The organism is Mesorhizobium sp. ANAO-SY3R2, from assembly GCF_042466635.1.
Taxonomy (GTDB): domain Bacteria; phylum Pseudomonadota; class Alphaproteobacteria; order Rhizobiales; family Rhizobiaceae; genus Aminobacter.
Genome location: NZ_CP159955.1, coordinates 3,396,639 through 3,415,403, shown reverse-complemented (window position 1 = coordinate 3,415,403; position 18,765 = coordinate 3,396,639). Strand labels below are relative to the sequence as shown.

The following is an 18,765-nucleotide window of genomic DNA, read 5'->3' as shown; positions in this document are numbered from 1 at the left end:
TCGTCGGCATGGCTGTCGGCGGTCGCGTCGCGACTTTTCTGCGGAACGTCTGGGCCCGGAGTCAGCCGGCCTGCTTTTTCAGGCGCACGCCCCGGCCACCCGTTTCGTTCTCGCCGATCAGCTCCACGCCCGCGTTCTCGAGCGCCTGTATGACCTTGGTCAGCGTGTCGACCACGCCGCGCACCACGCCCTCGCTCGCTTCCATGCGCTGGATCGTCGGCACCGACACGCCCGCCATTTCGGCGAGCGTCTTCTGGTCGATACCTGCCAGCGCCCGTGCGGCGCGCATCTGTGCGGCTGTGATCACTTCAGGTGTTCCCGTCTCAATCCGCAGGATGAATGTATCATACATTCATGTTGATGTTTCAACCATCAATGTCGATGTTCAACGCATGTCCTGGTCGGCTTCTTCGCCGGGGCGCAAGAAGTAGCGGCTGACCAGCCAGCATAAGGTTGCCCAGGCAAATCCGGCGCACCAGCCGGCAAGCACGTCAGAGGGCCAGTGTACGCCGAGATACACCCGGCTGATGCCGACCATCAGCGTCGTCAGCACGGCGACGCCGAAGACGAAGAGCGTCGTCGCGCGCCCTGGCAGGAACCGCGCAAGCAGCGCGCCGAGCGTCAGGTAGGTCACCGCCGAAAGCATCGCATGTCCGCTCGGAAAGCTCATCGTGTGCACCTGCGCCAGATGCGAGACGAGGTCCGGCCGCGGCCGGTCGATGCCGAGCTTGAGCAGGCTCGACAGTACCTGCCCGCCGGCCACCGAGACGAACACGAACAGCGCTGCCCCCCAGCGCCTGATCATGCACAGATAGATGATTGTGATCGCGGTGATGTAGATCAGCACTGCCGCACTGCCGAGCGCGGTGATGTCGCGCATCGCCTCTTCCAGCCAGGATGGCCCGATCGGGTTGTTGGGCTCGCCGGCCACGCGGAAGGCCAGCAATATGTCGGTGTCGAAGGCGTGCGGGGCGGCGTCGCGGGCGATTTCGGACAGTTCGACGAAGCCCCACAGCGCGCCGGCGATGATGATGCCCGCCGCCAAAAGCGAGAATTCGATTCTATTCCACAACGTCTGGGGCATCGCTTGGCTGTCCTTGGTGTCTCCAGGAGCCTCTATAACCACGGCCGATTTCCGGCGAAACTGTCACGTTGCCGGCAGAGCGCAGCGAAGCGAGATTTCCACACCGGCCTGTGGCGGCTCAATTGCTGTGTGAGTGACTGAAGATCCGAAACGCGAGCGGCCGCCGGCCGTGGCCGTATTCACTTCCCGGCGATGGCAGGCCCCAGCGTGATCAGCGCCACGGCCACCACCGCAAGGCCTACGCCGATGCCCTGGATGCCGCTCAGCTTCTCGCCGAAATAGATGATGGCGACGAGGTTGACGGCGATCAGCTGGATCACCGCCGACAGGGAGAACGACACCGACATGCCGAAGTCGCGCACCAGGCGCAGCATCACCAGGTTGCCGAGCGAATAGAGGATCAGCGTCACCACCAGCTTGCCGATGGTGGGCTCTAGCCCCCAAGTCTTGGCAACCATTGCCGCGATCAGAAAGATGACGGTCGAAAAACCAAGCAGCGACAGGCCGATCACAGACATTTTGGGCAATGCTCCGGAAGAGTAGCCTGCGATGTGCCTTGAATACCGAGGGGCGTCAAGCGGGCCTCGCTTCGGGGCCGCCGCCAACCGGAATCGACGTTACGATCCGCCCTGACAGCGCCAGGTCGTCGTTCGTCGCTTGGATCGCCAGCGACCCAATCGCCAGCGTGGCCAGCGTGCTCTCGCGCCACCGCTCTATCAGCCCGGCCAGTTCTTCCGTCTCGGCAACGGTGAGGGGCGCGGAAAAGTGGTAGTAGCCGACACCATAGAAGCGGGATTGCCGGGTGCCACAGGCCGCCTGGACCAGGCCCAATATGTCTTTTCCTTCGTGGCATTCCGGGTACACGGGCAGGTATATGCGGCCGGTGTTCATGGTTCCGAGAAACGGTCCGCCGAGCCGGATCGAGAGCGCCCCGAACGGTGCCAACGCTGCAGCGGCGGCCCTTGCGCAAGGTTCTATGTCCGCCTCGCTCAGGCCCCCGATCACAGTTGCGTGGAGCTTCTCTGCACGCTCGCGGCCGATCTCCCAGTTGATCTTGGCGCTGAAAGAAAGCCGGCGCAGCTCTTGCTCGAATGCCTGGAATTCGCCCGACCGGCCAAGTTCGCCGGCGTCGATGGGCAGGGTCAGCGAGTAGCGCGTCGCCGCATATCGGCCGCTGAAATAATCCTTACCTTCTTCGCTTTCGATCACGTCTGGATGATCGGGAGCGACCAGCGGCAGATGGGCGAGCCGGTAGGCCCTGTCGAAAGTCAGCGCCTCGCCGGGAAAGAAGTCCCGGCGTGCAGCGGCATAGGCCAGCATGGCATCGTCGCAATAGCGTGTGTCGGGGCGGGGGATGGGCGAGTTCCGGTTCACGGCTTGACCATCAGCACCCAGTTTTGGCCCGGATTGACCCAGTCTTCCTTGACCATCGGTCGGCTGGCGATCTCGCGGTAGCCTGTCTCGTCATAGAGCCGGCGCGCCGTGACGTTCGCGTCCGAGACGATCAGGCTTGTGCCCTGGCATGCCGTCGTCTCGGCGATCTCCTCGGCCATGCCGAGCAGCCGCGTGCCAAAACCCTGGCCGCGCGCCTCTGGCAGGGTGGCGATCACGTTCACATACCAGCTGCCGACGGCCATCGCCTCGAGTTCGTTCATCGGCACGAACATTGCCGGCGTGGCTGGATCGGGTGTCGCCGGCACGATCGGGTAGCCGATCAGGCAGGCCAGCACCCGGCCGCGCTCCAGCACCACCGCGTTGCGATAGGAAAAGCTGCCCTCCTCGCGGCGCGCCCGCTGCCGGCCCACTTCCCAGGGGTCGCCGCCTTCGGCCATCTTGGTCCACAGGTGCAGCGGCAGGCCGTCGCCGGCCATGTTGACCAGCTTGGCCAGTATCGCGGCGTCACTCTTTGTCGCGGGGCGGGCATGAGCGGCAAGCCCGCCGTCGCTCTGCCAAGCTTCGTCCGACATTGCCGCGCTCCCTCCTGGCTGCCACTACGGCGCCGCGCCATGCGCAATGAACCCTTTCCCGCATATTGGAGCGCGTGCAGGGGCCCGCGTCAACTGGCGGCTGTCGCAAGCGGCGGGACCCGCCGTCCCGCCATTGGTTTGGTCAGTAAAGCTGCGGTGCCCACTCAGGCCGGCAGGCAGGCCTCGCACACCGCCGCGATGTGGCGATGGTCGGTGCCGCAGCAGCCGCCGAGGATGCGCATCGTCGGAAATGCGCGCGTGAGTGCGCCGTAGCGCTGACCGAAATCATCAGGGTCGCCCGCGTCGAGCGTTTCGGATTCGTCGAGCTCGGCATGGCTTTGGGCCGAGGCGTTGGCCTTGACCCCATAAACCCTTGCCAGCCATGGCTCGCCGGCGGCCAGCGCATGGGCAAAGTGGCTCGGGTGGGCGCAGTTGATCATGTAGTAGAGCGGATAGGCGTCGGTTGCCTGATCGGTCGTCTCGATCGCCTCTTTCAGCGTGCTGCCCGTCACCAGCCGCCCGTCGGTCTCGACCGTGAACGAGATCGCGCAAGGTATGCCGATTCGCTTGGCCGCTCGGGCGATGCCGATCGCCTCGTCGATCGTGTTCATCGTAAAGGCCGCCACCATGTCGGCGCCGGCCTCGGCGAAAGTCTCGACCTGCGCCAGATGGTAGGCCTCGGCCTCTGCAGCCGTCATCCGGCCCGCCTTGTAGCCGTCCCCGCGCGGGCCGATCGCGCCGCTGACCACCAGCGGCATCGTCTCGGTCTCCCACTCCGCGCGCAATTCCTCGAGCAGGCGGATGGCATTGATGTTGATCGCCTTCAGCGCGGCCGCGTCATAGCCGAGCTTGACGCCCCAGTCGGAACTGGCCCGCCAGGTGGCGCTGTCGAGCACGAAGCCCGTGCCGCGCGCCCGCGCGATGCCGAGATATCTTTCGTAGTAGCGCTTGAGCCGGGCCCGGCCTTCGTCCGTGTCGAGTAGCACGAAGGCGGCGAAATGCGGCAGGTCCAAGCCGTCGTGGAAGATCAGCGTCGTCTCGATGCCGCCGTCGCTGAGGAAAGTGCCGCCCTTCATCTGCGGCAGGTCGTTGCGATATCTGGCCATGACTGTCTCCGGTGAAGCTCGCCGCCGGCGCCCGATGGCACCGGTTCGGCAATGGCCAAGTATCGGGGCAGGCCCCCGCCAGAACTAGAAAACGCGCGGTGCGGTCGCGGAGATTTTCCGCTTTGTCTTTTCGTTTCAATTAGTTGGCCTGCGCGGTGGCCGCAAAGTTGCCTTTGGTGCTATGCTACGTCGGCCGAAAACCGTACCGCAGGTGCAGTGTTCTGGAGCCCGTGCATGGGCAAAGGCGTGGAAACCCGCGAGCGCATCCTGGCGATCGCCGAGGCCTCGGTGCTCGCCAAGGGTTTTGGCGCCACCTCGATCGACGAGGTCATCGCCGAGGCCGGCATCACCAAGAGCGGCTTCTTCTACCATTTCCGCGACAAGAACGAGCTCGCCCGCGCCATGCTGTTGCGCTACGTCGAGACCAACGACCGGCTCTTCGACAACGTCTTCGGCCGCGGCCGCCAGCTCTCCGACGATCCGCTCCAGGCGTTCCTCATCGGCCTCAAGCTGCTGGCCGAGGTCTTGGCCGACCTGCCCAGCGGCCATCCTGGCTGCCTCATTGCCTCGGTCTGCTACCAGGAGCGCCTGTTCGACCGCGAGGTCCGCGCCATCGCCGCCCAGTCGGTCCAGCGCTGGAACGCCCGCTTCCGCGCCACGCTCGACGACATTGTGGCGGTCCATGCGCCGCGCGAAGCGATCGACCTCGACACCGTCGCCGCCATGATGTCCTGCGTCGTCGACGGCGGCATCATCATGTCCCGGCTGCTCGACGACCCCAGCCGGCTCGAACGGCAGGTGTTGGCCTTCCGCGCCTTCGTCAAGCTGCTGTTTGCGCCCGCCGAGATCGCGCGTCCGGTGCAAGTGGCCACGGCTTGAGCCTTTCGCCACGCAAAGCCGCGCTTGTGAAGCCTTTCCGCCCCTGCTAAAGCGCGCGCATGACCACACCGCTCGACCACATCCGCAATTTCTCCATCGTTGCCCACATCGATCACGGCAAGTCGACGCTTGCCGACCGGCTGATCCAGTCCACCGGCGGGCTGGAGCAGCGCGAGATGACCGAGCAGGTCCTCGACAACATGGACATCGAGCGCGAGCGCGGCATCACCATCAAGGCCCAGACCGTTCGCCTCAACTACAAGGCCAAGAACGGCGAGGACTACGTCCTCAACCTGATCGACACGCCCGGCCACGTCGACTTCGCCTATGAAGTGTCGCGTTCGCTGTCGGCCTGCGAGGGCTCGCTGCTCGTCGTTGACGCTTCCCAGGGCGTTGAGGCCCAGACGCTCGCCAACGTCTACCAGGCCATCGACAACAACCACGAGATCGTCGTGGTCCTGAACAAGATCGACCTGCCAGCCGCCGAGCCCGAGCGCATCAAGGAGCAGGTCGAGGAAGTCATCGGCATCGACGCTTCGCAGGCCGTCTACATCTCGGCCAAGACCGGTCTCGGCATCCCTGATGTGCTGGAGGCGATCGTCACCCAGCTGCCGCCGCCGCGCGAGGGCGACGCCGACGCGCCGCTGAAAGCCATGCTGGTCGACAGCTGGTATGACACCTATCTCGGCGTCATCGTTCTGGTGCGCATCATCGATGGCAAGCTCAAGAAGGGCCAGACCATCCGCATGATGGAGACCAACGCCAAATATCTGGTCGAGCGCACCGGCGTCTTCACGCCAAAGATGATCCAGGTCGACGAGCTCGGCCCTGGCGAGTTCGGCTTCTTCACCGGCTCGATCAAGGAAGTGGCCGACACCCGCGTCGGCGACACCATCACCGAGGACAAACGCCCGACCGCAAAAGCCCTGCCGGGCTTCAAGCCGGCCCAGCCGGTGGTGTTCTGCGGCCTGTTCCCGGTCGACGCCGCCGACTTCGAGGATTTGCGCGCGGCGATGGGCAAGCTGCGCCTCAACGACGCCTCTTTCTCCTATGAAATGGAAACCTCGGCCGCCCTCGGCTTCGGCTTCCGCTGCGGCTTCCTCGGCCTTCTGCACCTCGAGATCATCCAGGAGCGGCTCGAGCGCGAGTTCAACCTCGACCTCATCGCCACCGCCCCTAGCGTTGTCTACCGCATGAACCTCAACGACGGTTCGACCAAGGAACTGCACAACCCCGCCGACATGCCCGACGTGGTCAAGATCGCCGCGATCGAGGAGCCGTGGATCCGCGCCACCATCCTCACCCCCGACGACTATCTTGGCTCGATCCTGAAACTCTGCCAGGAGCGCCGCGGCATCCAGGCCGACCTCTCCTATGTCGGCAAACGCGCCATGCTGGTCTACGACCTGCCGCTCAACGAGGTCGTGTTCGACTTCTACGACCGGCTGAAGTCGATCTCCAAGGGCTACGCCTCCTTCGACTACCACCTCACCGACTACCGCGAGGGCGACCTGGTCAAGATGTCGATCCTGGTCAACGAGGAGCCGGTCGACGCGCTTAGCATGCTGGTCCACCGCACGGCTGCCGAAAAGCGCGGCCGCGTCATGGTCGAGAAGCTGAAGGAATTGATCCCGCAGCACATGTTCAAGATCCCGATCCAGGCGGCCATCGGCGGCAAGGTTATTGCCCGCGAAACCATCTCCGCCCTGCGCAAGGACGTTACCGCCAAGTGCTACGGCGGCGACGTCTCCCGCAAGCGCAAGCTGCTCGAGAAGCAGAAAGAGGGCAAGAAGCGCATGCGCCAGTTCGGCAAGGTCGACATCCCGCAGGAAGCGTTCATCCAGGCGCTGAAGATGGGCGATAGCTGAGGCGAGCCTTCTAGCCCATGGCAACGCTCTTCCTCCTTCACGGTGCACCCGGCGACGGCACGCTCTGGCGGCCAGTGGTGGAGGCGTTGCCCGCAGGCCTTCAGGTCGCCACGCCCACCATGCGCTGGTTCGGATCCGGCGCGTGGGACGACGACGGTAGTGCCTTCTCTACCGAGATTCACGCCGATCAGCTCATCGCACTGGTCGGGGCCGAGGCGACACTTCCTGTGGCAGTCGCGGCCTGGTCTTGGTCGAGCCATGTCGCCCTGCTTGCCCTGATCAAGCGGCCGGATCTCTTTGCCAAGGCCTTCCTCTACGAGCCGGGCCTGCACACGTACCTCGCCTCCGACGAATTGCCGGCCTATGGTGCGGACGCCGGCGCCGCCTTCGGTCCGGTGGCCGCAGCGCTTGCCGACCATGGGCCGCAGGCTGCGGTTGAAGCGCTCTTCGAAAGCTCCGGCGGCGAAGGTTGTTATGGCGCGCTCGACCCGGAACGTCGTGCCCGCTACCTCGAAAGCGTGCGCATGATGCCGCTCCTCATGGGCGGCGGCCGGCCGCCGGCCGACATCACGGCCGCCGACCTTGCCACCATTTCCGTGCCGCTCACCGTCGCATATGGCAGCCGCACCCGGCCGCTCTTTGCGATTGCCTCGCAGGCCGTCGCCCGCGCCGTGCCCGACGCGAAAGAGTTGCCGGTCGAAGGCGCCGACCACATGCTGCCTGAGAAGGATCCGGCGCGCTTCGCAGCCCTTCTCGGCGCCTGGCTCTGAATCGGGCTTTGGGCTGTCGGGCGCTGCCGAAGACAGCCAGGGGGAAGGACATTCATGCGCGCACTTGTTCAACGCGTCTCCCAGGCCGGCGTCACCGTCGACGGCGCGGTCACCGGCGAGGTCGGCCCCGGTCTGTTGGTGCTCGTCTGCGCCATGCAAGGCGACACAGAAGCCCAGTCCGAGCGGCTTGCCCGCAAGGTGGTCAACCTGCGCATCTTCCGTGACGAGCAGGACCGCATGAACCGTTCGCTCCTCGACACCGGTGGACAGGCCCTCATCGTCAGCCAATTCACTCTGGCCGCCGAAGCCAAGGGCAATCGCCCGGGCTTCTCGACCGCGGCGAAGCCGGAGGATGGCCGCCGCCTCTACGAGCATTTTTCTGCCCAGATTGCCTCGCACGGCGTCATGGTCGCCAACGGCATCTTCGGCGCGGACATGAAGGTCGCGCTTGTCAATGACGGCCCAGTGACGATCTGGCTCGATACGGAAGCGCTTTAGCGACGTTTGGTCCGCTGGGCTATCGGTGGCCGGGCGGGGTTTTCCCAAACCGCATCACCCAGTTCACCTCCCAAGTCTCTCCACCATCCCTAGACATCGCCTGCTCCCAGCGCGGGCTTTCCCCCGGCGTCCAGAGAAACCGCACGCGCACCGGCACACCACCCTCGACATCATCGCCAAAAAACTCACCGCGACCCTCCTCAAACCGCCCCACCATCGGCGGGAACAGCCGGTGGCTTTTTGTGTCGCTCCAGTAGATCGACCACAGTCCTGTCCCGGGATTGTAGAGCCTGAGCGTCATGCCGGTGAAACCGCGCTCGGGCACCGCCATCTGGTCGAGATTGCCGCCAAAGGTCCCGTCGGGCGCCTGCATCACCTTTTCCACGCGGGAGAAGGCGTCAAACGTCTCCCACTCGCTTGAACCCACCAGACGCTCGCGCAGGCGTTGGTTGGTCACCGTCCAGTCGCCGATCAGGAAATCGAAATCGTCAAAGCCACTCATGCCATCTTCCTCCTTGTTGGAGGGGAGAATAGCCGATCCCTCCTGACAGGCTCCTGTCAGGAACGCCTTGACCTTGGCAGCACCCCGCGCTCATCTGCCGCCGCGATTGTGCCACACCTCCCACCTAACGCCGCTCCATGAAATCGCTCCCCGTCTTCGTTGCCCTGGCAACCCTCTGTGCCTGCGCCAGCCCAAAACCGGTGCCGCCGGCGCCCGTTGCCGCGCCGCATCAGGTGGTCGAGCCGCTGCATGAAGAGATAAAACCGCTGACCGTCGAGCAGGATGAGCAGATTTCGCCGCCGATGGGCTGAGGGCTGAGCCGGTCGATTGCGGTGGCTGGCCAATTTTCCTTTGGTCGGCATATCGGCTAAGCGGGACGGAGATCGTGAATTCCGGAATATCCGCATGAACAACAGACCGCGCCAGCACCCGCTCTTCCTCGGCATCGACACCGGCGGCACCTACACCGACGCGGTGCTGTGGTCGGAAGAACATGGCCCCAAGGGGACAGTGGCGGCAAAGGCCAAGGCGCTGACCACCCGCCACGATCTCGCCGAAGGCATTTCGGGCGCGGTCGACGCGGTGCTGGAAAAGGCCCGGGTCGATCCCGCTGACATCAAGCTGGTGTCGATGTCGACGACGCTCGCCACCAATGCCCTGGTCGAGGGCCAGGGCGGACGGGTGGCACTGGTTATGGTCGGCTTTGCCGAGGCCGACCTAACGCGCGACGGGCTGAAGACCGCGCTCGGCACCGACCCGCTGGTGCTGTGCGAGGGCGGCCATGATGTCCACGGCAATGCCCGGTCGCTCGATCTTTCTGCGCTGGAGACGGCGTTGCCAGAGCTGACGAAATCGGTCTCGGGCTTTGCCGTCTGCGCCTATTTCGCCACCCGCAACCCGGCCCACGAAATCGCCGCCCGCGATCTCATCCGCGAAATGACCGGCCTGCCCGTCACCGCCAGTCACGAGCTGTCGTCCAAGCTCGGTGGCCCGCGCCGCGCGTTGACCACGCTGCTCAATGCGCGGCTGATCTCGATGATCGACCGCCTCGTCGCCGCCACCGAAAGCTTTCTGGAGGCGCGCGGGATAAAAGCCCCGCTGATGGTGGTGCGTGGCGATGGTGCGCTGGTGTCGGCCGAATTCGCCCGCCAGCGGCCGATCGAGACGATTTTGTCCGGTCCCGCTGCCAGCCTCGTCGGCGCTCGCCACATGACCGGGCTCGACAATGCCGTCGTCTCCGATATCGGCGGCACCACCACCGATGTCGCGGTGCTCGATCACGGCCGTCCGCGGCTCGACCCGGAGGGCGCCACCGTAGGCGGTTTCCGCACCATGGTCGAGGCGGTTGCCATGCGCACCTTCGGCCTAGGCGGGGATTCGGAAGTCTCGCTCGAGGACGGCGGGCTTGCGCCGAAGATCATGCTTGGGCCGCGCCGCCTCGTACCGCTGGCGCTCGCCGGCATGGTGCATGGCGAGGCGGTGACGGGCGAACTGGAACGCCAGCTGCGCGCGCCCAATCCCGGTCGCATGGATGGCCGCTTCGCTGTCCGCACCGGCGTGCCCGACAGGCTTGCCGCCGGGCTGACGCTGCCGGAGGCCAAGCTCTACGAGGCGATCACATCGGTACCGCTTCCGATCGACCGGGTGCTTTTGACCTCGAATGCCCAGAGCGCCACCCTCAATCGGCTCGTTTCGCGCGGATTGGTCCATGTCATCGGCTTCACGCCGTCGGATGCCGCGCATGTGCTGGGACGCCAGGCCAATTGGGACGAGGCTGCCGCCCGCCTCGGTGCCGAACTGTTCGCTCGCAAGCGCGATGGTCGCGGCCAGCCGATCGCGGCGACGCCGGAAGCGCTGGCCGAGCGCGTGCTCGTGGCACTCACGCGGCTCTCGGCTGAGGTCATCCTTGAAACCGCCTTCGCCGAGGACGGACTCGACGGTGCCGCCACCGTGGCGCACGCGCTGGTGCAGCGGGCCGTCGATGGCCATGAGGGCATCGCCCGGCTTTCCGTTGCGCTCGACCGGCCCGTCATCGGCCTGGGCGCATCGGCACCGCTGCACTATGCCGGCCTGCCGCCTTTGGTTGGCAACGAATGCGTGGTTCCCGAGGATACCGATGTTGCCAATGCGCTTGGGGCGGTGGTCGGTCAGGTCAGGGTGACGGCGGAAGCGCGGGTCAGCCAGCCCAAGGAAGGGCTGTTCAGGGTCTCGGTCGGCGAGTTGTTGCGCGACTTCACCGACGAGGACGCCGCCATGGCGCTGGCCGAGGCCGAGGCACGCGCAATCGTCGCTGCGCGGGCCCGCGAGGCGGGCTCCGATGCCGCCGAGATCGAACTCGTCACCGACATCAACGTGTCGACAGTCGAAGGGCAGCGGATGTTCATCGAGGCGCATCTGGTGGCGACGGCCAGCGGCCGTCCGCGCATTGCTGTTTGACGGCCACCGTGCTGGAAGTTGCCGAAATCGGGGCCTGCGAGGCCGTATGAATTGACCCTGCCGGGTTTGCGTGCCAAACGCCCCATGCCCAATCTTTGCCGCCTCCGCGGTGCGGGAATTCTGGAGGATATGTCATGACCGATACCATCGAGCTTTTCGGCCTTCGCGTTGCGCGCGAGCTTCACGACTTCGTAGTCGGCGAGGCGCTGCCTGGCACCGGGGTGGATGCGCAGAAGTTCTGGGAAGGTTTTTCGGCGATCGTCCATGATCTTGCACCGAAGAACCGGGCGCTGCTTGTCAAACGCGACTATTTCCAGGTGAAGCTCGACGAGTGGTATCGCGACAACGGCGCGCCGCACGACATGGGCGCCTACAAGGCGTTTTTGGCCGAGATCGGCTATCTCGTGCCCGAGGGCCCGGCCTTTGCGGTGACGACCGAGAATGTCGACGCCGAAATCGCTTCAGTTGCCGGTCCGCAGCTGGTGGTGCCGGTCATGAACGCGCGTTATGCGCTCAACGCGGCGAACGCCCGCTGGGGCTCGCTTTACGACGCGCTCTACGGCACCGACGCGATCCCGGAGACCGATGGCGCCGAGAAAGGCAAGGGTTACAATCCCAAGCGCGGCGAAAAGGTCATCGCCTGGGCCAAGGCATTTCTGGATGAATCGGCACCGTTGGCGTCCGGCAGCTGGGCCGATGTCACCGGCCTTGCCGTCGAGGGCGGGGCGCTGCAGCTTGCAACGGCTTCCGGTGTGGTTGCCTTGCGCGAACCAAAGCAGTTCGCAGGCTATCGCGGTGCCACGGCAAGCCCCGAGGCGGTGCTGCTTGAGAAAAACGGCCTGCATGTCGAGGTGGTGGTGAACCGCGACAGCGCCATCGGCAAGACCGATCCGGCCGGCATTGCCGACATGGTGCTGGAATCGGCGCTGACGACCATCCAGGACTGCGAGGATTCGGTCGCAGCCGTCGATGCCGAAGACAAGGTCGCGGTCTACCGCAACTGGCTCGGCCTGATGAAGGGCGACCTGTCGGAAACCTTCGACAAGGGCGGCAAGCCCGTCACCCGCCGGCTCAACGGCGACCGCAGCTACGTTGCCCCCGATGGCGGTACCGTGACGCTGCCCGGCCGTTCGCTGATGTTGGTGCGCAATGTCGGCCACCTGATGACCAATCCAGCGATCCACGACCGCGACGGCAACGAGGTGCCGGAAGGCATCATGGATGCGGCGATCACCGCGCTGATCGCCCTGCACGACGTCGGCGCCAATGGCCGCCGCATGAATAGCCGTGCCGGCTCGATGTATGTCGTCAAGCCGAAGATGCACGGCCCCGAGGAAGCGGCCTTCGCCGTCGAGATCTTCGACCGGGTCGAGCAACTCGTGGGCATGCCCAAAAACACCATCAAGATGGGCATCATGGACGAGGAGCGGCGCACCACCGTCAACCTCAAGGAGAGTATCCGCGCCGCCAAGGAGCGGGTGGTGTTCATCAACACCGGCTTCCTCGACCGTACCGGCGACGAGATCCACACCTCGATGGAAGCTGGACCCATGGTGCGCAAGGGCGACATGAAGCAGGCGTCGTGGATTTCAGCCTACGAGGCCTGGAACGTCGACACCGGGCTCGAATGCGGCCTCGCCGGCCATGCCCAGATCGGCAAGGGCATGTGGGCGATGCCCGACCTGATGGCGGCGATGCTGGAACAGAAGATCGCCCACCCGAAGGCGGGCGCCAACACTGCCTGGGTGCCGTCGCCGACGGCGGCGACACTGCACGCCACCCACTACCACAAGGTCGACGTGCATGCGGTGCAGGCGCAATTGAAGTCGCGCCCCAAGGCGAAGCTCGACGACATCCTGTCGGTGCCGGTGGCGGTGCGCCCGAACTGGACGCCTGAGGAAATCCAGCACGAGCTCGACAACAACGCGCAAGGAATCCTGGGCTATGTCGTGCGCTGGATCGACCAGGGCGTCGGCTGCTCCAAGGTTCCCGACATCAACGACATCGGCCTGATGGAGGACCGTGCGACGCTGCGCATCTCCTCCCAGCACATCGCCAACTGGCTGCGCCACAATGTCTGCTCGCGCGACCAGGTGATGGATTCGATGCAGCGCATGGCGGCCATCGTCGACCGCCAGAACGCCGACGACCCGCTCTATCGCCCGATGGCGCCTGATTTCGACAAGTCGATCGCCTTCCAGGCGGCCTGCGACCTCGTCTTCGAGGGCTGCGCCCAACCCAATGGCTACACCGAGCCGGTCCTGCACAGGCGCCGGCTGGAGCTGAAGGCGAAGGACAGGGGCTGAGCATTGCCAACGGAATGCTAAGCAGTCCGTGGTAGCTTAACATCTATGTTGGCGTCCTTTCGCACTCCCCTCTGGCCTGCCGGCCATCTCCCCCTCAAGGGGGGAGATCAGGCCTGCAAGCGCGTCTCGGCCAACCACCTGAGACGCAAAGGGTATTTCTTGGGACCTTGGAGGACGGGCGCTAGGCCGCGTCTGCTGATCTCCCCCCTTGAGGGGGAGACGGCCGGCAGGCCAGAGGGGGGTGCTACGAAGCGCTACCCCGTCACAGGACTTGCATCATGATCCTTCTCGCCATCGATTGCGCCGCAAGCCTCTGCGCTGCCAGTGTCTACGATGCTGGCGCGGGCAGGGAGCTTGGGCGCTCGGTGCGCGATCTTGGCAAGGGCCATGCCGAGCACCTGATGGCGGTCATCGACGAGGCGCTGGCTGAGGCCGGCGTTGGCTATGCCGAACTCGGGCTGGTGGCGGTTTCCACCGGGCCGGGCTCGTTCACCGGCGTTCGCGTCGGTGTATCGGCGGTGCGCGGCCTGTCGCTGGCGCTGAAAATCCCGGCTGTCGGCGTGACGACGCTGGAGGCGTTGGCCGCCGAGACACGCGCGGCACTTGGGCCCCGCACAGTACTTGCGGCACTCGATGCGGGCCGCGGAGAAATCCATGCGGCACTCTACGACGAGAACGGTGCCGCGCTGCGCGAGCCGGCGGTGCTGACGCTAGCCGAGTCGGCTGCTCTTGCAGTGCCAGGGCAGGTCGCCCTTGCGGGCACGGCGGCCCAACTGATCGCCGACGCCGTTGGCGTCGCCAAACCATTCGAATTCGGCCCGATGGTGGCCACCGCCGACATCGGAACCTATGCGATGCTCGCCGCCGCCAAGGAGCCCGGCGAAAGGCCAAAGCCCGTCTATCTGCGCGCGCCTGACGCCAAGCCGCAGGCCGGTTTCGTGCTGCCGAGGGAAGAGCGGAAATGAAGGTCCCATTCTGGCCGCTTAAACGGGACTATGCGCTCGAGGCCCTGACGGTTGCAGACAGCGCCGCCATCGCTCCGTTGCATCACGAGGACTTCGTGCGTCCCTGGTCGGGCGAGGAGTTCTCGTCGCTGCTCGAACAGGACACGGTGTTCGGCTTTGCCGCCCGCGAAGTGGGCCAGGGTGGAGCTGCCCCCGCCGGCTTCGTGCTGGCGCGGCTGGCGGCGGGCGAGGCGGAAATCCTGACCATTGCGGTCGCGCGCGCCCACCGCCGCCATGGTCTCGGCTGGCGGCTGATGGACGCCGTGCTGCGCGAACTGCACGCCCAGCGCGCCGAGGCGCTGTTCCTCGAGGTCGACGAGACCAATGCGCCGGCAATCGGCCTCTACCGCAAGTTCGGCTTCCATGAAGTCGGCAAGCGTCCCAACTACTACCAGTCGGCGCAGGGCGCGACGGGCGCGCTTGTCATGCGGCTCGATCTTCGTTAGCCAGATGCCCGATCTGAACAGGATGTCGCGCGCTACATGATCGGAAAGATCCGCACGGGGCTCGCCCTTTCCTGGATGGTCGCCGCCTCGGCTGTCCTTGTGCCGCTGCAGGTCGTCTCGATGAAGACCGGCCTGTGGCCCGAAACCGTGATCCTGAAGATCTGGCACCGCGTCATGCTGCAGGCACTCGGCATGCGCGTGCGGGTGGTCGGCAAGATGGTCGAGTCGCGACCGCTGCTGATTGCCGCCAACCACATATCCTGGACCGACATCATGGCGCTCGGCTCGCGCGTCGACGTCACTTTCATTGCCAAGTCGGAGCTTGCCGGCTGGCCGCTGTTCGGCTTCCTGTCGCGGCTGCAGCGCACCGTGTTCATCGAGCGTGAGCGCAAGCGCAAGTCGGGCGACCAGGCGAGCGAGATTGCCCGGCGCCTGGCTGCCGGCAACGCCATGGTACTCTTTGCCGAGGGCAGCACCGGCGACGGCAACCTGCTCTTGCCGTTCAAGAGCACGCTGTTCGGCGCGGCCTCCATGGCGATTGCCGAGGGTGCCGCCGATCATGTGGTGATCCAGCCCGTGTCGATCGCCTATACGCATATCCATGGCCTGCCGATGGGCCGCCGGCACCGGCCTATCGCCAGCTGGATCGGCGATATGGATCTGGTGCCGCATGTCGGCCAGTTGCTGGCCGAGGGCGGGCTCGATGTCGAGATCCGCTTCGGCGAGCCGATCGAGTTTTCGGCGAAATCCAACCGCAAGGAAGTGACGCGGCTGATGGAAGAACGGGTCCGCGAGCTGATGCTGGCCTCGCTCAGCGAGCCGACGCCTGCGCGGAAGGCTTAAACCGTCTGTTTTTTGCCTTGGAAAGGCGCTATTAGGCGCCGCATGGAACTCGAAATCTCTACAGTCGTCGCCGAGACTGCGGCGGAAGTGGCCACCGCAGGGGCCGGAGCAGTCAAGAAGGTCTTCATCAAGACCTATGGCTGCCAGATGAACGTCTACGACTCGCAGCGCATGACCGATGCGCTCGCCGCGGACGGCTATTCGGCGACCGAGACCATCGACGACGCCGACCTCGTGCTGCTCAACACCTGCCATATCCGCGAAAAGGCTGCCGAAAAGGTCTATTCGCAGCTCGGGCGCCTGGGTAAGCTCAAGGCCGAACGGGCAGAAAACGGCCGCGAGTTGATCGTCGGCGTCACCGGCTGCGTCGCCCAGGCGGAAGGCCGCGAGATCCTGCGCCGCGCCGCGGCGGTCGACCTGGTGGTCGGTCCGCAGACCTATCATCGCTTGCCCGAAGTGGTGAAGAAGGCGCGCGGCGGGCAGAAGGTCATTGAGACCGAATATGCGCTCGAGGACAAGTTCGAGCACCTGCCGCAGCCCAAGAAGGCAGAGGTCGCCAAGCGTGGCGTCACCGCCTTCCTTACCGTGCAGGAAGGCTGCGACAAGTTCTGCACATTCTGCGTGGTGCCCTATACGCGCGGTTCGGAAGTGTCGCGCTCCGTGGCCCAGATCGTCGCCGAGGCCGAGAGGCTTGCGGAGGCCGGCGTGCGCGAGGTCACCCTGCTTGGCCAGAACGTCAACGCCTGGCACGGCGAGGGCGCCGACGGCAAGGAATGGGGCCTGGGGCGGCTGCTCTATCGCCTGGCCGAGATTCCGGGGCTGGCGCGGCTGCGCTACACCACCAGCCATCCGCGTGACATGGACGACGAGTTGATCGAGGCCCATCGCGATCTGGCCGCGCTGATGCCTTATCTGCACCTGCCGGTTCAGTCGGGCTCCGACCGCATCCTGAAGGCCATGAACCGCAGGCACACGGCGGCCGACTATCTCAAGCTGATCGATCGCATCCGCATTGCGCGCCCCGACATCGCCATGTCGGGCGACTTCATCGTCGGCTTCCCCGGTGAGACCGACGCGGACTTCGAGGCGACGATGGAAATCGTGCGCGCCACCAACTACGCCTCGGCCTATTCGTTCAAATATTCGCCGCGCCCCGGCACGCCTGGCGCCGAAATGGACGGCCACATCGAGGAAGCGGTGAAGGACGAACGGCTGCAGCGGCTGCAGGCGCTGATCACCGCCCAGCAGCATGCCTTTGCCGACGGGCTGGTCGGCAAGACCATTTCGACGCTGGTCGAGAAGCCCGGCCGCGAGCCCGGCCAGATCGTCGGGCGCTCGCCCTGGTTGCAGCCGGTGATTGTTGATGAAAAGGCCGGCGAAATCGGTGACATTATCGATGTACGAATCACGAAGACAGGCACCAACAGCCTGTTCGCTGAAGCGGTCTGATAGGCCCGCGCGGCAGATGAGGAGAGACGGTTGAGCGCTGCTGAACTCAAGAACCTGCCCTCCGGGGCATCTGACATGGCGCACATCGTACTGACCTTCGACAACAACAAGCTTGCCAGTGCGCTATATGGCCAGTTCGACGAGAACCTGGCGCGGCTCGAGCAGAAGCTCGGCGTCGACATCCGCTCGCGCGGCAACCAGCTGACCATCAAGGGCAGCGCGCACGCCGCCGAACAGGCGCGCCGGGCGCTCGACCATCTCTATGCCATCCTGCAGAAAGGCGGCGAATTGGCCCAATCTGACGTAGACGGCGCCGTCCGCATGGCCGTCGCTCCCGACGACCAACTGACGCTGCCGACGCTTGAGCGCAAGGGCAAGATGGCGGCCGCGCAGATTTCGACGCGCAAGCGCACCATCTATGCCCGCTCGCCCAACCAGGACGCCTATATGCGCGCCCTGGAACGCGCCGAGCTGGTCTTCGGCATCGGCCCGGCCGGCACCGGCAAGACCTATCTGGCGGTCGCGCATGCAGCCATGCTGCTCGAACGCGGCATGGTCGAGCGCATCATCCTGTCGCGCCCGGCGGTGGAGGCTGGCGAGCGCCTCGGCTTCCTGCCCGGCGACATGAAGGAGAAGGTCGATCCCTATCTCCGGCCGCTCTACGATGCGCTGTACGACATGATGCCGGCCGACAAGGTCGAACGCGCGATTGCCGCCGAAGTGATCGAGATCGCGCCGCTCGCCTTCATGCGCGGCCGCACGCTGGCCCATTCCGCCGTCATCCTCGACGAGGCGCAGAACACCACCTCGATGCAGATGAAGATGTTCCTGACCCGCTTGGGCGAGAACTCGCGCATGATCATAACAGGCGATCCGACCCAGATCGACCTGCCGCCGAACACCAAGTCGGGGCTGGTCGAGGCACTTCGCATCCTCGACGGCATTCCAGGCGCAGTCACGGTGCGTTTCAACGACGCCGACGTGGTTCGCCATCCGCTCGTTGCCGAGATCGTCAGGGCCTACGACCGCGACGGCAAGATGGCCCGCGGTCTCGCCACAGAAGACTGAACGGATCAGACAGATGCTTAGCAAGGAAACGCCGGCCACAGCGGGCGTCGAACTCGACATCGACCTGATGATCGAAGCCGGCGCCTGGTCGGATGAGGCAGCACTCAGGGCGCTGGTCGACCGCGCCGTGCCCGCAGCCTTCACTGAGGCCGAGGTAGAGGGTGGTGGTCCGGCCGAACTCAGCCTCGTCTTCACCGACGACGACAGCATCCAGAAGCTCAATGCCGAATGGCGCGGCAAGGACAAGCCGACCAACGTGCTATCGTTTCCGGCGTTTCCGATCGCACCGGGCGACCCGCTGCCGCCGATGCTCGGCGACATCGTGCTGGCTTACGAGACGGTGGTGCGCGAGGCTGAGCTTGAAGGAAAGCCGCTCGAAAACCACATCACCCACCTCATTATCCACGGACTCCTGCACCTTTTGGGGTATGATCACGAGACCGACGACGAGGCTGAGGAAATGGAAGCGCTGGAGCGCCAGGCGCTTGCAAGGCTTGCCATTCCCGATCCCTACGCGTAACAGGGACGATCAATCGACC

Annotated in this window: 20 protein-coding genes; 13 read left to right on the top strand and 7 right to left on the bottom strand. The window is 65.3% G+C overall.

All coding sequences use genetic code 11. The annotated features are described in order from the left end of the window. Positions 1 to 61 precede the first annotated feature (61 nt). The 6 genes from ABSY17_RS21365 to ABSY17_RS21340 form a co-directional block, all read right to left on the bottom strand. Positions 62 to 307, bottom strand: a complete 246-nt coding sequence (locus ABSY17_RS21365; protein ID WP_378945181.1) for a helix-turn-helix domain-containing protein — start codon at positions 305 to 307, stop codon at positions 62 to 64. Positions 308 to 385: 78 nt separating this feature from the next. Further along, the gene (locus tag ABSY17_RS21360) at positions 386 to 1,084 is read right to left on the bottom strand and encodes a phosphatase PAP2 family protein (protein ID WP_378945178.1); all 699 of its coding nucleotides are present in this window, start codon (positions 1,082 to 1,084) and stop codon (positions 386 to 388) included. A gap of 179 nt (positions 1,085 to 1,263) precedes the next feature. Then, a complete protein-coding gene (locus ABSY17_RS21355; RefSeq protein ID WP_378945175.1) occupies positions 1,264 to 1,602 on the bottom strand; it encodes a hypothetical protein in 339 nt (112 codons plus the stop codon). Between the two features lie 55 nt (positions 1,603 to 1,657). Then, complete coding sequence (locus ABSY17_RS21350; protein ID WP_378945172.1) at positions 1,658 to 2,404, bottom strand: hypothetical protein; 747 nt, start codon at positions 2,402 to 2,404, stop codon at positions 1,658 to 1,660. 50 nt (positions 2,405 to 2,454) lie between these two features. After that, entirely contained in the window at positions 2,455 to 3,051 is a 597-nt protein-coding gene (locus tag ABSY17_RS21345) for a GNAT family N-acetyltransferase (RefSeq protein WP_378945169.1), read from the bottom strand. 164 nt (positions 3,052 to 3,215) lie between these two features. Continuing rightward, positions 3,216 to 4,157 (bottom strand): homocysteine S-methyltransferase family protein, encoded by a 942-nt coding sequence (locus ABSY17_RS21340; protein WP_378945168.1) that lies wholly within the window; start codon positions 4,155 to 4,157, stop codon positions 3,216 to 3,218. A 234-nt stretch (positions 4,158 to 4,391) separates the two neighbouring features. Here ABSY17_RS21340 and ABSY17_RS21335 point away from each other — a divergent pair, with 234 nt between their 5' ends. The 4 genes from ABSY17_RS21335 to dtd are packed head-to-tail and all read left to right on the top strand — an operon-like array spanning position 4,392 to position 8,172. Beyond that, positions 4,392 to 5,036 carry a TetR/AcrR family transcriptional regulator gene (locus tag ABSY17_RS21335; RefSeq protein ID WP_378945165.1) on the top strand — a complete coding sequence of 215 codons (645 nt, stop codon included), beginning with the start codon at positions 4,392 to 4,394 and terminating at the stop codon, positions 5,034 to 5,036. A 59-nt stretch (positions 5,037 to 5,095) separates the two neighbouring features. Next, the gene (gene lepA / locus ABSY17_RS21330) at positions 5,096 to 6,904 is read left to right on the top strand and encodes a translation elongation factor 4 (protein ID WP_378945162.1); all 1,809 of its coding nucleotides are present in this window, start codon (positions 5,096 to 5,098) and stop codon (positions 6,902 to 6,904) included. A gap of 17 nt (positions 6,905 to 6,921) precedes the next feature. Beyond that, complete coding sequence (locus tag ABSY17_RS21325; RefSeq protein WP_378945160.1) at positions 6,922 to 7,674, top strand: alpha/beta fold hydrolase; 753 nt, start codon at positions 6,922 to 6,924, stop codon at positions 7,672 to 7,674. 54 nt (positions 7,675 to 7,728) lie between these two features. Next, positions 7,729 to 8,172: a D-aminoacyl-tRNA deacylase gene (dtd, locus tag ABSY17_RS21320; RefSeq protein WP_378945157.1), complete on the top strand. Its 444-nt coding sequence runs from the start codon at positions 7,729 to 7,731 to the stop codon at positions 8,170 to 8,172. A 19-nt stretch (positions 8,173 to 8,191) separates the two neighbouring features. On the opposite strand, the gene ABSY17_RS21315 is transcribed toward dtd, so the two are convergent. Continuing rightward, complete coding sequence (locus ABSY17_RS21315) at positions 8,192 to 8,674, bottom strand: hypothetical protein (RefSeq protein WP_378945154.1); 483 nt, start codon at positions 8,672 to 8,674, stop codon at positions 8,192 to 8,194. Between the two features lie 137 nt (positions 8,675 to 8,811). Between ABSY17_RS21315 and ABSY17_RS21310 the strand changes: the two genes are divergently transcribed. The 9 genes from ABSY17_RS21310 (at position 8,812) to ybeY (ending at position 18,746) form a co-directional block, all read left to right on the top strand. Next, positions 8,812 to 8,985, top strand: coding sequence for a hypothetical protein (locus ABSY17_RS21310; RefSeq protein ID WP_378945152.1), 174 nt, complete (start codon positions 8,812 to 8,814; stop codon positions 8,983 to 8,985). Positions 8,986 to 9,079: 94 nt separating this feature from the next. Next, positions 9,080 to 11,110 carry a hydantoinase/oxoprolinase N-terminal domain-containing protein gene (locus ABSY17_RS21305; protein ID WP_378945149.1) on the top strand — a complete coding sequence of 677 codons (2,031 nt, stop codon included), beginning with the start codon at positions 9,080 to 9,082 and terminating at the stop codon, positions 11,108 to 11,110. Between the two features lie 134 nt (positions 11,111 to 11,244). After that, a complete protein-coding gene (locus ABSY17_RS21300) occupies positions 11,245 to 13,416 on the top strand; it encodes a malate synthase G (protein WP_378945146.1) in 2,172 nt (723 codons plus the stop codon). Between the two features lie 278 nt (positions 13,417 to 13,694). Continuing rightward, positions 13,695 to 14,381 (top strand): tRNA (adenosine(37)-N6)-threonylcarbamoyltransferase complex dimerization subunit type 1 TsaB, encoded by a 687-nt coding sequence (gene tsaB, locus ABSY17_RS21295; protein WP_378945143.1) that lies wholly within the window; start codon positions 13,695 to 13,697, stop codon positions 14,379 to 14,381. Further along, positions 14,378 to 14,866 (top strand): GNAT family N-acetyltransferase, encoded by a 489-nt coding sequence (locus ABSY17_RS21290; RefSeq protein WP_378945140.1) that lies wholly within the window; start codon positions 14,378 to 14,380, stop codon positions 14,864 to 14,866. Before tsaB ends, ABSY17_RS21290 begins: the two co-directional genes overlap by 4 nt. Before the next feature lie 36 nt (positions 14,867 to 14,902). Then, a complete protein-coding gene (locus tag ABSY17_RS21285; protein WP_378945137.1) occupies positions 14,903 to 15,709 on the top strand; it encodes a lysophospholipid acyltransferase family protein in 807 nt (268 codons plus the stop codon). A 42-nt stretch (positions 15,710 to 15,751) separates the two neighbouring features. Continuing rightward, positions 15,752 to 17,158 carry a tRNA (N6-isopentenyl adenosine(37)-C2)-methylthiotransferase MiaB gene (gene miaB / locus ABSY17_RS21280; RefSeq protein WP_378945135.1) on the top strand — a complete coding sequence of 469 codons (1,407 nt, stop codon included), beginning with the start codon at positions 15,752 to 15,754 and terminating at the stop codon, positions 17,156 to 17,158. Between the two features lie 75 nt (positions 17,159 to 17,233). Then, positions 17,234 to 18,226, top strand: coding sequence for a PhoH family protein (locus ABSY17_RS21275; protein WP_378952941.1), 993 nt, complete (start codon positions 17,234 to 17,236; stop codon positions 18,224 to 18,226). A gap of 13 nt (positions 18,227 to 18,239) precedes the next feature. Continuing rightward, on the top strand, positions 18,240 to 18,746 hold the full coding sequence (ybeY, locus tag ABSY17_RS21270) for an rRNA maturation RNase YbeY (RefSeq protein ID WP_378945133.1): 507 nt from the start codon (positions 18,240 to 18,242) through the stop codon (positions 18,744 to 18,746). Positions 18,747 to 18,765 lie beyond the last annotated feature (19 nt).

Coding starts and splice junctions, on each gene's coding strand:
- lepA (WP_378945162.1), top strand. CDS start 5,096: ATGACCACACCGCTCGACCACATCCGCAATTTCTCCATCGTTGCCCAC.
- ABSY17_RS21345 (WP_378945169.1), bottom strand. CDS start 3,051: ATGTCGGACGAAGCTTGGCAGAGCGACGGCGGGCTTGCCGCTCATGCC.
- ABSY17_RS21290 (WP_378945140.1), top strand. CDS start 14,378: ATGAAGGTCCCATTCTGGCCGCTTAAACGGGACTATGCGCTCGAGGCC.
- ABSY17_RS21340 (WP_378945168.1), bottom strand. CDS start 4,157: ATGGCCAGATATCGCAACGACCTGCCGCAGATGAAGGGCGGCACTTTC.
- ABSY17_RS21355 (WP_378945175.1), bottom strand. CDS start 1,602: ATGTCTGTGATCGGCCTGTCGCTGCTTGGTTTTTCGACCGTCATCTTT.
- ABSY17_RS21305 (WP_378945149.1), top strand. CDS start 9,080: ATGAACAACAGACCGCGCCAGCACCCGCTCTTCCTCGGCATCGACACC.
- ABSY17_RS21325 (WP_378945160.1), top strand. CDS start 6,922: ATGGCAACGCTCTTCCTCCTTCACGGTGCACCCGGCGACGGCACGCTC.
- dtd (WP_378945157.1), top strand. CDS start 7,729: ATGCGCGCACTTGTTCAACGCGTCTCCCAGGCCGGCGTCACCGTCGAC.
- ABSY17_RS21360 (WP_378945178.1), bottom strand. CDS start 1,084: ATGCCCCAGACGTTGTGGAATAGAATCGAATTCTCGCTTTTGGCGGCG.
- ABSY17_RS21285 (WP_378945137.1), top strand. CDS start 14,903: ATGATCGGAAAGATCCGCACGGGGCTCGCCCTTTCCTGGATGGTCGCC.
- miaB (WP_378945135.1), top strand. CDS start 15,752: ATGGAACTCGAAATCTCTACAGTCGTCGCCGAGACTGCGGCGGAAGTG.
- tsaB (WP_378945143.1), top strand. CDS start 13,695: ATGATCCTTCTCGCCATCGATTGCGCCGCAAGCCTCTGCGCTGCCAGT.
- ABSY17_RS21350 (WP_378945172.1), bottom strand. CDS start 2,404: ATGCTGGCCTATGCCGCTGCACGCCGGGACTTCTTTCCCGGCGAGGCG.
- ybeY (WP_378945133.1), top strand. CDS start 18,240: ATGCTTAGCAAGGAAACGCCGGCCACAGCGGGCGTCGAACTCGACATC.
- ABSY17_RS21335 (WP_378945165.1), top strand. CDS start 4,392: ATGGGCAAAGGCGTGGAAACCCGCGAGCGCATCCTGGCGATCGCCGAG.
- ABSY17_RS21300 (WP_378945146.1), top strand. CDS start 11,245: ATGACCGATACCATCGAGCTTTTCGGCCTTCGCGTTGCGCGCGAGCTT.
- ABSY17_RS21310 (WP_378945152.1), top strand. CDS start 8,812: ATGAAATCGCTCCCCGTCTTCGTTGCCCTGGCAACCCTCTGTGCCTGC.
- ABSY17_RS21315 (WP_378945154.1), bottom strand. CDS start 8,674: ATGAGTGGCTTTGACGATTTCGATTTCCTGATCGGCGACTGGACGGTG.
- ABSY17_RS21275 (WP_378952941.1), top strand. CDS start 17,234: ATGGCGCACATCGTACTGACCTTCGACAACAACAAGCTTGCCAGTGCG.